This window comes from Neobacillus endophyticus (assembly GCF_013248975.1).
Taxonomy (GTDB): domain Bacteria; phylum Bacillota; class Bacilli; order Bacillales; family Cytobacillaceae; genus Neobacillus; species Neobacillus endophyticus.
Genome location: NZ_JABRWH010000001.1, coordinates 789,523 through 801,547, shown reverse-complemented (window position 1 = coordinate 801,547; position 12,025 = coordinate 789,523). Strand labels below are relative to the sequence as shown.

Sequence of the window (12,025 nt, the reverse complement as noted above, 5' to 3'; positions counted from 1 at the left end):
TGGGAGGAAACTATATGAAAGGCAATAGTCAAATCATTCGTGTAGATGGAAGGAACACCTTTTTGGAAGTATTAAACAGTTCGTTTGGTATCGGAAAAGCTCAGGTAAATTTCATTGAGTATGATTTGACTGCAGAAAAAGGAAGTCGTATTAAACAAGAAATCAATATCTATGTAAATATTGATAAATTTCTTCTTATGTGCAATGACGTATTAACAGGTAGAATGAATCAGATGGGGAAGATGGCAAGAGAAGAGAAAAGCCAGAAAGGATTTAAGTATTCCAAGGAAATTTGGTCAGATATAGGCGGTAAACCTGCGAAGGAATTGGCTGAAAGTGGTAAATCGCGTTCAGATGGGAAAAGTCTGTTTAGACAAATAAAATTAACTCCAGGAGAAAAATTACCTTGGATACTATCCGCAGAGGAGGGCGCAGGAGAAGTGACTGAAACAGGTCTACTCTTTCCCAAATATGTTGGGAATAAACCAGAGAAGATTGTGCGTGTTCCATTAACGAATGAAGATTTGAAAAGATTGGTACTCCTAACACAAACACATATTCAAGGCTTTATAAACTCACTATACTAATTGAATAAGGGTAATGATTATCACCTCTTTTGTCCTTATTTAAATTTAGTTTTGATTACCTTAGATAAGGGTATTAATTCTAACTTCTGTGTTTTCGTTGGCTAAATTTTGTCATCGCTTCTTGATGTGGGTGATAAAATTTTATATGATGAATTTGATACCAAAAAGAATCATTAAAATTAACAGGGATGGGAACAAAATGAAGCCATTTTGTGTTTTAAATATACAATTCCATATTATATACAATGAACGCCCAGTCACTCGACTGGGCGTTTTTAATTGTGTTTGTTTCCAAACTGTATTGAAAGGGGGTGAGAGAATGTTACTGGAAAAATTGAAAGGGTCTTTTAAAAATCTTTCGATTGAAGTAGCTGGAGACGCAATAGCCAATGCTTTTTCTTTAGTCATTGGCTACTTTTTCAAAGTCTTCTTTCTTAAGTAGTTGGCACTATTAAAGAAATATAACCAAAAGGAGGTGAACCATTAATGAATGAAAAACTGGTTGTTTCAATTGTACGAGCAATCATAAGAGACATTTACGGACGATATGGGTTGGAGCAATATTTCCGTAGTATCGAACCACGTATTCAAATGAAAATTTATGAACAGTGGATACATGTTGTTTCAGTTGAACTTGAAAAAGAGGGGGTGATAGAAAAAGTCTATGAACCTTTAAATGTGGTTGAAATGAGTTTCGTGGATGTTGTCAACAGGGCTGATTACTATTTAATGAACGATGATGAATAGGGATAAGGAGGAGTTAAGAATGAGCAAAGGCTATGAGCAGGAACAGGCTACTGATATTGCCGAATTTGCGGATGTTCTCCCATTTGATGTTGAATTAGACAATGACATTCGTGAGTGGCTGGAACATTCAAAGCCTATTCAATTAAAAGAATACGGATTGAGTGAACCTGACAGTGAAGAAGAGTATTATGTCTTGCTGAATGAACTATCAGAATTATTAATGGAAAGGTAGGAGAAACAATGGGTTTTTATATTGAAGCTAAAAATAAAGAAAATTGGGCTTTTGCAACATTCCAATTCCAAGTATGGAATCCTAACGTAGAGCATTTGTATGTGCCACTGGGTTTGGATAATCCGTATGGGGTTGATTTTAGTGGGAGAGGGGATGAAATCAGGGTCTCTTATCAAACGCTACAACAAGCCTACAAGGAAGTAGAGAATCGAACGTTTTACTCGGAAGCAAAGAGAGAACTGTTGCATCCTGCTGTTTTACTCTTTTCGGGGATGCATCCCATGCAAGTTGATGCGGGAAAAGAAAAGGAGAGGCTACTTCATTTTCTATCTTGCTGTTTAGAAGTTGCCGAGAAAGAGGGAGCAATCACTTTTCACCTGGGATAAAAATTATTTCTGATGAAGACATTTTGTATCTTTTATTGTGGTAGTTTATTTAGTTCTAAATCAAGGATGCTTGTAAAGCGTAAGGGAAATATGAGATATTAGCAATTTTCAAGTAAGGAGATATGACGATGACTGATGAAGAAAAAATAATATTTATGGCGAAAGTATTAAAACAGCATCACCATTCATTTGAGTACATGGTAGATGAAACTTTAAAGGAGTATGTAGAATTAATATCCATAGTTTTTAAATCATCAAATACTGTTAACCTTGCTATTTTGCAAAATACAATGAATCTAATAGTTCGTAATACTATGAAAAGTAAAAGTGAAGAAATCATAGAATTTGATGATGATGCATTTCCTGGTGATGGTATTTGGGCTATTCCAGGAAAATATCGAGTAAGGGTTCGTTCCCTTTATGATTATTGCAAATTGAAAAATTGTCTTCCAGAAGACTTAACACCCGAAGAGATGGAAAGATTTTTAGAAAAGGTGGAATTGGAAGAAATTATTCCTATTGCAAAGGGGCAGGAAATTGATTATTACACACTCAGAGGTTTCCCAGAAAAATTTGAAATTGCTAAGGGAGAACTATTGTGGTCAGAGGAGGAGAAAAAACAAGTGATTTTGGGAGTTTTGAAAAATACTGGGTTAAGATTTTTTGTTTCCATACTGCCAAAGGATTCCCTAAGTGAACTTAAAAAGTTGTTACCTGAATACGATGTTGATTCATCATGCTAATTATCCTTTCTATGAAGAAGGAAACTTTATTTCAAGAAGGTGAACATGAATGAGCTTTCCAAAAAGGTGTATTTTCTGTGGTGCAGATAAGAATGATTTATTCGGTTGGATTAAAAATGACTATTTAAAAACCTGGGAATGTAAGAAGTGCGGGAAAAAGTGGGAAAGGGAATTTGATATGAGTGGAAAGATTTATTATCAGATGTTGGAGAATTTGCATGTTATTATTAACCGAAAAGAAGTAGAACAGCACAATTTTTGGAAGCAAGAGGTATATACAGAAGAAGATGATTTCAAAGAAGCTGGTTTAACAGCCGAGTATCTCTTAGCAAAAGGATTGTGTAGGAGGGAAACCAGATTTGAGTATTTATCATGAGGAATGGATGAATATTGGCTATAAAAAAGCTCAAAAAAAGATTGCTACTAATCTACTTCTAAATGACCATAAAACAACCTTTGTTTCAGAAGTAACGGAATTGCCTTTGGAAGAGGTTGAGAAGATTAAAATTGACCATAGTCCAAAGATTCGGAAAATCATCCGTAATATGATGAATGAAGGTATATCTGAATATACTATTGCTCGATTATTACAGGTTCCAGTTGAAATTGTATTTGATGTTCGGGATGGATTGTTCAAATTAAGTATAAATGAAATTGGAACTGCTCGATTAGATACTGACCCACGAATTAGGCTAATCATTCGCCAAATGTTGAAAAACGGCATGGAAGAAGATGATATAGCCAGATTAGTAGAAGTTCCCATTGAATTTGCGATAGAAGTTCGGAAAAAGATGGTGAGAGAAAGTGAATGATGAATATGAAAAAGGATTTAATGAAGCTCAAAAAGAAATCGCCAAGCGGTTGCTTGATGCCAAATTTAAAATACATTATGTAGCTCAATGGACAGGATTATCTGTTGCAGAGGTTATTTTGATTCGGCACAAAAAGGATATAGAGCGGATGATAAAAAAAGGAAAAACGACTGACACGATTGATGTTGTTTTGAATTTACCATTTTTTGATGTAGCGGATGCGGTTAAACTGTTAGGGTATAGACCATCCATATGAAGGGGTGATTTTTTAGTGGAGAAGGACAATATCGAGATTGAACCTGCTAAAAAGAATTTATTAAGTCACGTCCTGGGACGTGTGGTAGCAACTGAACCAATTGATTTAGACAATATGAGACAGGTTACTCAAAAACAAGTCGCTCAAATGATTTATGAAGAGGACAAATTAAAAACCAAAGAGTAAAAATAATGATAAAGAACAATTAGGTTGTTTGTTACACAATTTAAAGAAACCTGTATAGTTGTTAAAAAAGCCTTTTATCTTGTATTTTGATAATCGAAAACTGTCGTAAGTGTCTGTCATTTCAAATACAAATGAAAGTCAATGTCTTTCTAAATTAAAGGTAAGGGTCTTATTAAATGGAACGCGGAGGCTACAAGAAAGGAGGACTTGTTTTGCAAAGAGAAGGAATTGTGGAATGGTTTAAGGAAGATGAAGGTTATGGACGATTATTGCTTGACGGTGAGGATGGAAACCCAGTATTTGTTCATTTCAGTTCTATACTACCTGATAAAATAAGGTTTCCCAACGGATACCGATACCTTAAAAAAGGACAAAAAGTATTGTTTGATTTAGTTGAAAATCCAGGTTTAGGAGACCAAGAGAGAGTTGCACAAAATGTTTATATTACCTCTGATTAGAAACAAGAATGGGGAAACCCATCAATTTTGTAGAATTAGAAGTGATATTTTCGTGGTTTCTTAACATTAGGAATATTTTTTTAGAACGACCACCCTTTAGGGTGGTTGTTTTATTTTTAGCGTGTATTAATAAAGCGTTAATTCAGTATTTTTTATTTCAAAAAATCATTAATTGAATCCTAAAATAAAAAAACATTAAGTCTTGAGAAGCACCTTTTAAATTTATTTTTCCATGATAAACTCAGGAAGAAATATGGTGAAAAATACTGCTTTTTGTTTCGTTTTTTATAAATTTTGTCATATATTGATGAATGGTGTCATAAAGTAATATAATTAATTTAAAAAAATATTAATATAGGTATTTTAACCTGGGTAAAATGTTATGGATTTATTATTTATTCTTGAAAAATATTTATATTTGAGTATAACTACTTGTCGGAAGTATTTGAGTTCCAAAGATGTTTTGAAGTCTCTATATTAAATCGGGGGAATTTTTTTTAATGGAACAGACCTTTGAAAGTTTACTAACATATGAATTGTTAAAGAAAGCTCTTATTAATAATGAGTTCAGACTTCATTATCAACCAAAACTTGATTTGACTTCAGGAGAAATTTTTGGAGTTGAGGCATTGATACGTTGGGAACACCCACAGAAAGGGATTGTTTCTCCAAGTGAATTTATTCCTTTTGCAGAGGAAACAGGAATGATTTTACAGATTGGGGAATGGGTATTACGTACTGTATGTCAGCAAAACAAGATTTGGCAGGAAGGAGGGCTATCTCCGATAGTAATGGCTGTTAATTTGTCTGCCAGCCAACTTTATCAAAATAATCTTGTTCAAATGGTTCAACATATTATAGAAGAATCAGGACTTTCCCCTGAATGCTTAGAATTAGAAATTACTGAGAGTATGATGATGGATGTTCAGAAAGTTCTCCCTATATTAAGAGATTTGAAACGTCTTGGTGTACGAATTAGTTTAGATGATTTTGGAACAGGATATAGTTCCCTCTCCTACTTAAAGGAATTCCCCATTGATATCATAAAGATAGACAGAAGTTTTGTTCAGAATTGTACGATGGATACCAAAGATGCCACTATTGTAAAGACAATTATTGCAATGGCTCACCAATTAAAGATAGAAGTGATTGCGGAAGGGGTCGAATCAAAAGACCATTTAATATTTCTACAACAGCACCTTTGTAATAGTGGACAAGGATACTTTTTTAGCAGACCACTGCCTTCTGATGAATTTGTTCAGAAATTTAATTATATCCAGCAAATAATTCAAAGGGAAGGAATTCCACAGAACATCAGTAGGCAAAAATGGTTAGAACAAGAATTAGAAGATGCCCGACAAGAATTACGAGATACTTTACGTCAGCAACAAGGGATGATAATTAAATTTATTCAACGAGATGGTAAATTTATTCATACCTTATGTGATGGTGAATTACTATATCGTATCGGGCTTACCCCTGAAAAGCTGATTGGGAAAGAATTATTTGATATTCTTCCAAAAGATGAAGCAGAAAGAAAACTTCAATATTATAAGAGAGCATGGGAAGGGGAAGAAAATGTTTATTACGAAGGAAAACTCAATGGAATCTGGTATCTGGAGTCATTACGTCCAATAAGAAGAGGTGGGCAGGTAATAGAAGTCATTGGTTCTTGTGTAGACGTTACAGAAAGAAAAGAAAGTGAAGAGCGATATAGAAAAGTAGTCGAATATTCACCAAAAGGAATTGTTATCCATCGAGAAGGAAAGATTCTCTACGCAAATCCATCTGCATTAAAAATTGCAAAAGAAAATAATATAGCAGGAAAGTCCGTCTATGATTATATTCATCCCGATTTTCATAAGATTTCCAAACAAAGAATATTTAGTCTCGAAAAGGGTGCTGTGTTGCCAAAGACGGAAGTGAAGTTGGTGCTAAAGGATGGAGAAGTGATTGATATAGAGATAGGTGCTGTCGGTATTCCGTATAATGGAAGTACTGCGACTCTGGCTTTATATAGTGACATAACCGATAAAAAGAAGATGGAGCAAGAATTGGAAGAAAGTAAAGAGCGTTATGAAAGGTTATTAAATCTTTCTCCAGAACCCATAGTTGTACACAGTCAAGGAAAAATAAAATATATTAACCAAGCTGGAGCAGAAATTTTGGGATTTAATCAACCAAAAGAACTATTCGGCAAATCCCCTTTAGATTTTTTTCATACAGATTCCTTAAAACATGCTATTCAACAGATGCAACGGTTAAGTAGTGGAAAAGAAAATCAAGTTGAAATTTTGGAATGTAAAATGGTTAAGGAAGATGGTACTATCTTTTTTGTTGAATGTAAAGCAATGGGAATTATTTATGATGGAGAACCAGCCATTCAAGGAATCTTTCGAGATATTACAGCAAGAAAACAGGTAGAAGAAGCACTTCGCCAAAGTGAGGGGAAATATCGTCTTATTGCAGAAAACATGCAGGATTTAATTGTGGTGATAGATACAAAAGGTGTGTTTCAATATGCTTCACCGTCTCATAAAAGAGTTTTAGGTCTTTCACCTGAATTTTATGAAGGAAAAGTGTCGTTTAACTTTGTTCATCCTGACGATATCTCTCAAATTCAAGAAAAACATGCAAATATGGTTGCAACCAAAACACCTTGTTATATGAACTTTCGATGCCAACATGCAAATGGTGGCTGGGTCTATCTGGAGTCTTGTACGACTCCTGTATTGGATGAAAATAATGAGATTAAACATCTCATTGTAGTGGCACGAGATATTTCTGAACGGTTGAAAAACTGATATGAAAATCAAAAGGACATCCGATTGTAGTATAAGAGGGAGAAGGAGTGTTACAAGAACTCTGAAATTCCGTTATTTCTATTATTTCAAAACAATTACGGTAAATAGCACGAGTCTGTTTTTATGGTTATTTGTCACAGGTTTGATAAAAATATTATCCGTTTCTTACCGTTTTAAAGAGCGAGTCAGTCTATTGTCCTGTATAAATAAGCACTTTTTCTTATATATTTATCAGTAAATTTCTGTTTTAGAATATAAAACTATGATGAATAATCTAACATAATAATCCATTAGTACGATAAAGTAAATGAGAGTTCAAATTTTTGCAAGGAAGCGATGATATATGAAGATTCGCGTTATGGTTGTAGAAGATAACGAAGCGTTCCTTTTGCTTGAAAAAACATTTCTTGAAAAGGAAGAAGATATTGAAATTGTTGGATGGGCAAGTGAAAAAGAAGAGGCGATAGCAAAGGCAGTAGAACTAAAGCCTGATGTGTTGCTTTTGGACATTAACTTGATAAAAGGTGAAGACCAAACGGGCGTAAAAATTGCAATCGCATTAGCAGAGATAATTCCCGAAACAAAAATCATTATGTTGAGCGCTTTATTAGATGAGGATACAGTAAGAAGCACATTGGGGCTTGGAGTAGCAAAAAACTATGTTATTAAGACAGAAGTCTCTGAAATAGCTCAAAGGGTTCGTGAAGTCTATGAAGGCCGTGAATATGAACATTGGGCTGGAACCGTCATAGAATTTATAGTTCGTGATTACAGAGAAACATTAAAAGTTGCCATGGTTAAATTGACGGACAAAGATAAAAGGGTACTTGAATTGATTTATAGAGGTTCTTCAATTGAAGAAGTAGCAAAAAACTTGCGTGTTGAAAAACAATCCGTAAGCAATCAACTCCAAAAAATATCTAAAAAGGTTTTGGGGTGGCAATGGTATTTTAAAAGATTAAATGCTTATGATTTATCTGTAAGAGCTAAAAAGATGGAATTATTTTAGTGAATGCCTCTTTCCTCAAAATTTATATAGAAAAAGAAACATGCGATACTCTTTTTTTGAGAGTATATAGAAATTACATCATAAGAGAGGGACATATGAAAAAAATAGTTATAGCTACATTTTCGGTTATTGTCATTATTTTGCTTTCAAGTAACTTGTACTATTATTTATCAACAAGGAATGAATTAATTCAAAGCCAACAACAGCAAGTATCAAATATCGTCTCCAACATTAAATCATCACTTGAAACGAACTATAGTGGAAATCGTTTATTTGAAAATGAAATTGCTGAAGGTTTACGTATGGCTTCATTGGCAACAGAAGCGAAATTGCCAGCTCATGTTAAAGATATAACCAATGAGCAATTAGTTCAGCTTGCGAAAGAAATAGGTGTGGATGATATCACTCTTATGGTAAAAGACAAGAAAGAGAATTACTTTATCTGTGTGAAATCCAGTGACCCTAAAGAGGTGGGAACAAATACAAAAGATTGGGGAGACAATTGGAATGGTATGTTTTCTCAAGTAATGGGAAAAAAACAAAAAATCATCAAATTGGAACCTAATTTTGGTCAAGTGATGAAGTATTTCTGGGCGGGACCGCCTGATACTTCATCGAACCATCCAGGTCGTGTATATAATTGGGGATATTATTTTGATGGGAAAACCGATTATATGATTGACCCATTTATTAGTGATGCCACGTTGGTCAATTATAACAATATAGCAGGGGTAGATGCTACGATTAAAAAAGCCATAAAAAATAACCCCGTATTGCTTGAAATTGGAGTAGTTAATTACAATAAAATGGGGACAATGAATAAAAAACAATCAGATATGAGTTTGCAGGAAAAGGCTTATCGTAATCGCATGGTTGTTGATGGGAAATTTCATTATGAAACTCCTTTGGATAAGAAATACTCAACAGAAGCCATACAAACAAAGAGAGTGATAAGTAAGGTTATAAAGATTGACGACAAACAGATATTAAAAACCTATATGCCTATTAATTTAGAGATTAATGGAAATATTAAACGAAATAAAATGATTACGATTATTTCCTCAGATTATAGTATAATAAAAGATTCTCTTTGGAAAAAGGAAGTTCAGGCTTTACTGGTTACTTTCATCATCTTCGTTATAGGAATTCTATTAACCGTTATGTTAACGAGATATATTAAAAGACAGAGTTTAATATTAGCGAATGTACAAGCTATCTTTTCGGACAACATTAAACAATTGCTTAACACCATACAGGAACATCAACATGATTTTAAACATCACTTATTCACGTTGCAAGGATTACTAAATTTGAAACGATATCAAGATATGGATGAATATATAAGCAATTTAACCAAAGTGCAAGTGTCGATTGGTGAAGACATTTCGATAAATATAACAGCATTAAAAGGTTTAATCCGAACCAAAATATCAGAAGCGGTGGATAAGCATATTCAGTTTTCTCATCACTTCGAAAAATTGGAAGCCCTCAACTTGGATGATATGAAATTAATGAACCTTATACGTGTGATTGGAAACATATTAAATAATGCGTTCCATGCGGTCATGTCTAACGATGAATCGAATCGAAAAGTGATTATAAGAGGAAATATAAAAGATGAACATATAGTATTTAAATTATATAATAACGGTCCCACTATTCTGCCTGAACACCTTTCTCGTATTTTTGAACATGGGTTTAGCACAAAAAAAGAATCAGGAGGGAGCGGAATTGGATTAGCCAGTTCCAAAAAAATCATAAAAGAATACAAAGGAACCCTTACTGTGACAAGCGATGAAGAATGGACAATATTTACGATAGAAATTCCAATAGCAAAGATTTCTAAAACTGATTTTTAAGTCAAGGGTCCCAAGGCTGACTTTTATGTTTAGCTCAATACCCCCACTAACAGACATTAAAGTGGAGAAAGTTCAATAATGAGAGTGGCCATCGAGGAGAGAAACAGCATGTTTACTTATTTGAGTTATGACGATATTGCTTTTAGAATTGATGCAATGATTGAAACCATACGACAAGAGAACTTTTCATCCCTTGTGGTTATCGTAAGGGGAGGAATCTTTCCAGGTATTCATTTATCTGTACGAACAGGACTTCCGATTTATTATCTGAAATACGAAAGAAATAGAAAAATGCAAACATCTCATATTAGTTGGATTGGTTCTGCTCCTTCAAGGGGAAAGATTTTGTTGTGTGAAGACATGGCAGGTTCGGGAAAGACTTTAATCGAGAGTCGTCATTTTTTAGAAGAACAAGGTTTAGAAGTACAGTCATTTGTCGTTTATAAGGATACGTATTCTGCTTCAAAACCTGAGTTTTTTTGTTATAGTACGGACAATCCGAAGGAACGGTTTGTAGTTCCTTGGGAAAAGGAAAAATTTAATCCTAACTTTCCTTCTATTGAATTATTACAAGACCATGAATATGAATTTACTGGTTGGGAGATATATGGAACAATATATGATTATGATAGGCGATTAAATGGTGATGACCGTAATACAACATCTTTGTCTGTTTTAGGAAGTCAGGATGTCATCATCACTGGTACAACGATAGAGGACAAGGAAGAAATACTATCATGGCTAAATCGAAGCAATCTATTGCATCCTGTTTATTTTCGGGATAAGGAAGAATTAAACCCTACTTCAATATCTATTGCTTTATGGAAGGGAAAGAAGGCGGTAGAAATTGGTTGTACCCGATACGTAGAAAGTGATGTCGAACAAGCTATCTTTATTTCTGAACATTTTCCACATTTGGAAGTTATCTGGTGGAATAACGGTAAACCGATATCTATCAAAGCCTCTTCCTTTTCAAAAATCTCTTAAAAAGTAGCTTCCAAGGAAAATCTTGAAGGATGAATTGAATGACTAATCCAATCAAGGTTTTTCTTTTTTTTGCTACAGAATTTAAACTCTTTATTGTGGAATTCTGCTCAAAAAAGAACATATTTACTTGAAACGTTACTTCAAGATATAGGATATAATCTTCAAATGAAATTCCTTTTTGCATATTGCCATTTTTATCGTGCCTTTCGATGATATTCTTATCTATTTGCTCAGAAAAAACAACCTGACAAGTTGTATTCTTCATTTAATATTGTGAATGCTCTCCATTCCCGTTAAAACAATGTAAAATCCGCTTTAAAGGTGTGGCTACAAAATATCTGGATAATTATCTTGCTTGCTTCTTTTTTTGTCGATAGTCGTAGTGCCGAAAGCACTAAACTGTATATAAACGAATTTCGATTAGCATCATTTGTATTTGAAATGCCAGACATATGACAGTTTACGTTTAGTATCACTCATAGTTTAACTGGAATAAGCGTAAATAGTGAAAGATGATTATTGTTTTTTACTCCTTTCCCAACCCATGAAAACATTAGTGAAGAAATACGCTGTAATTCCTGCAATCATTGATATTACTAAGTTTCTAATGCTTAGCAATCCAAATTTGTGATAATAGGAAATAAGTGCATAAGTATCTTCCTTGTAAATAATCATCATTATGGTCAACGCAATTTTATGAGCAAGTGGAAAAAAGAAGCCGAACAAGATTACAAATAGGAAATACTTTTTCACAATATCCAATCCCTTTCAACAGCTTTATTACAAATAAATATATGAGCCAAGCTGATGAAATAAGATATAAATTAGAAATCCAAACAAAATCGTACAGCTTTTTAAAAAGGTTTTAGCATTAGATGATAATGTCTGGAATTTATGGGTGTGGTAAAAACGGAAATTTGAATAGGACTAATAAGGAAAGTCTTATTACAATGTATGCT

General features: G+C 33.8%; 15 protein-coding genes and 1 pseudogene. All 16 read left to right on the top strand.

Annotation, left to right across the window (positions count from 1 at the left end):
• Positions 1–14: 14 nt before the first annotated feature.
• Positions 15–587: a hypothetical protein gene (locus HPT25_RS04025; protein WP_246277133.1), complete on the top strand. Its 573-nt coding sequence runs from the start codon at positions 15–17 to the stop codon at positions 585–587.
• 319 nt (positions 588–906) lie between these two features.
• Positions 907–1,029: a hypothetical protein gene (locus HPT25_RS28970; protein WP_281368166.1), complete on the top strand. Its 123-nt coding sequence runs from the start codon at positions 907–909 to the stop codon at positions 1,027–1,029.
• A 44-nt stretch (positions 1,030–1,073) separates the two neighbouring features.
• Positions 1,074–1,334, top strand: coding sequence for a hypothetical protein (locus tag HPT25_RS04020; RefSeq protein WP_173060274.1), 261 nt, complete (start codon positions 1,074–1,076; stop codon positions 1,332–1,334).
• Positions 1,335–1,353: 19 nt separating this feature from the next.
• Positions 1,354–1,566, top strand: a complete 213-nt coding sequence (locus HPT25_RS04015; protein ID WP_173060271.1) for a hypothetical protein — start codon at positions 1,354–1,356, stop codon at positions 1,564–1,566.
• Positions 1,567–1,574: 8 nt separating this feature from the next.
• The gene (locus HPT25_RS04010; protein ID WP_173060268.1) at positions 1,575–1,952 is read left to right on the top strand and encodes a hypothetical protein; all 378 of its coding nucleotides are present in this window, start codon (positions 1,575–1,577) and stop codon (positions 1,950–1,952) included.
• A 128-nt stretch (positions 1,953–2,080) separates the two neighbouring features.
• Entirely contained in the window at positions 2,081–2,695 is a 615-nt protein-coding gene (locus HPT25_RS04005; RefSeq protein WP_173060265.1) for a hypothetical protein, read from the top strand.
• A 49-nt stretch (positions 2,696–2,744) separates the two neighbouring features.
• The gene (locus tag HPT25_RS04000) at positions 2,745–3,071 is read left to right on the top strand and encodes a hypothetical protein (RefSeq protein WP_173060262.1); all 327 of its coding nucleotides are present in this window, start codon (positions 2,745–2,747) and stop codon (positions 3,069–3,071) included.
• Entirely contained in the window at positions 3,055–3,507 is a 453-nt protein-coding gene (locus HPT25_RS03995; protein WP_173060259.1) for a hypothetical protein, read from the top strand. Before HPT25_RS04000 ends, HPT25_RS03995 begins: the two co-directional genes overlap by 17 nt.
• Positions 3,500–3,763: a hypothetical protein gene (locus HPT25_RS03990; RefSeq protein WP_173060256.1), complete on the top strand. Its 264-nt coding sequence runs from the start codon at positions 3,500–3,502 to the stop codon at positions 3,761–3,763. The genes HPT25_RS03995 and HPT25_RS03990 overlap by 8 nt, the downstream gene beginning before the upstream one ends.
• 15 nt (positions 3,764–3,778) lie before the next feature.
• The gene (locus tag HPT25_RS03985; RefSeq protein ID WP_173060253.1) at positions 3,779–3,949 is read left to right on the top strand and encodes a hypothetical protein; all 171 of its coding nucleotides are present in this window, start codon (positions 3,779–3,781) and stop codon (positions 3,947–3,949) included.
• A gap of 212 nt (positions 3,950–4,161) precedes the next feature.
• Positions 4,162–4,407: a cold shock domain-containing protein gene (locus HPT25_RS03980; protein ID WP_246277132.1), complete on the top strand. Its 246-nt coding sequence runs from the start codon at positions 4,162–4,164 to the stop codon at positions 4,405–4,407.
• A gap of 500 nt (positions 4,408–4,907) precedes the next feature.
• The gene (locus tag HPT25_RS03975) at positions 4,908–7,211 is read left to right on the top strand and encodes an EAL domain-containing protein (RefSeq protein WP_173060247.1); all 2,304 of its coding nucleotides are present in this window, start codon (positions 4,908–4,910) and stop codon (positions 7,209–7,211) included.
• Between the two features lie 343 nt (positions 7,212–7,554).
• A complete protein-coding gene (locus tag HPT25_RS03970) occupies positions 7,555–8,220 on the top strand; it encodes a response regulator transcription factor (protein WP_173060244.1) in 666 nt (221 codons plus the stop codon).
• 95 nt (positions 8,221–8,315) lie between these two features.
• Entirely contained in the window at positions 8,316–10,079 is a 1,764-nt protein-coding gene (locus HPT25_RS03965) for a sensor histidine kinase (RefSeq protein WP_173060241.1), read from the top strand.
• 108 nt (positions 10,080–10,187) lie between these two features.
• Positions 10,188–11,066, top strand: a complete 879-nt coding sequence (locus tag HPT25_RS03960) for a phosphoribosyltransferase (protein WP_173060238.1) — start codon at positions 10,188–10,190, stop codon at positions 11,064–11,066.
• Positions 11,067–11,339: 273 nt separating this feature from the next.
• Positions 11,340–11,553: pseudogene (locus HPT25_RS03955) on the top strand (IS1595 family transposase); the annotation flags it as partial.
• Positions 11,554–12,025: the final 472 nt, after the last annotated feature.

What these genes read in the sequence shown, in the direction of transcription:
- HPT25_RS04025 (WP_246277133.1), top strand. Translation starts at nt 15, where the DNA reads ATGAAAGGCAATAGTCAAATCATTCGTGTAGATGGAAGGAACACCTTT.
- HPT25_RS28970 (WP_281368166.1), top strand. Translation starts at nt 907, where the DNA reads ATGTTACTGGAAAAATTGAAAGGGTCTTTTAAAAATCTTTCGATTGAA.
- HPT25_RS04020 (WP_173060274.1), top strand. Translation starts at nt 1,074, where the DNA reads ATGAATGAAAAACTGGTTGTTTCAATTGTACGAGCAATCATAAGAGAC.
- HPT25_RS04015 (WP_173060271.1), top strand. Translation starts at nt 1,354, where the DNA reads ATGAGCAAAGGCTATGAGCAGGAACAGGCTACTGATATTGCCGAATTT.
- HPT25_RS04010 (WP_173060268.1), top strand. Translation starts at nt 1,575, where the DNA reads ATGGGTTTTTATATTGAAGCTAAAAATAAAGAAAATTGGGCTTTTGCA.
- HPT25_RS04005 (WP_173060265.1), top strand. Translation starts at nt 2,081, where the DNA reads ATGACTGATGAAGAAAAAATAATATTTATGGCGAAAGTATTAAAACAG.
- HPT25_RS04000 (WP_173060262.1), top strand. Translation starts at nt 2,745, where the DNA reads ATGAGCTTTCCAAAAAGGTGTATTTTCTGTGGTGCAGATAAGAATGAT.
- HPT25_RS03975 (WP_173060247.1), top strand. Translation starts at nt 4,908, where the DNA reads ATGGAACAGACCTTTGAAAGTTTACTAACATATGAATTGTTAAAGAAA.
- HPT25_RS03970 (WP_173060244.1), top strand. Translation starts at nt 7,555, where the DNA reads ATGAAGATTCGCGTTATGGTTGTAGAAGATAACGAAGCGTTCCTTTTG.
- HPT25_RS03965 (WP_173060241.1), top strand. Translation starts at nt 8,316, where the DNA reads ATGAAAAAAATAGTTATAGCTACATTTTCGGTTATTGTCATTATTTTG.
- HPT25_RS03960 (WP_173060238.1), top strand. Translation starts at nt 10,188, where the DNA reads ATGTTTACTTATTTGAGTTATGACGATATTGCTTTTAGAATTGATGCA.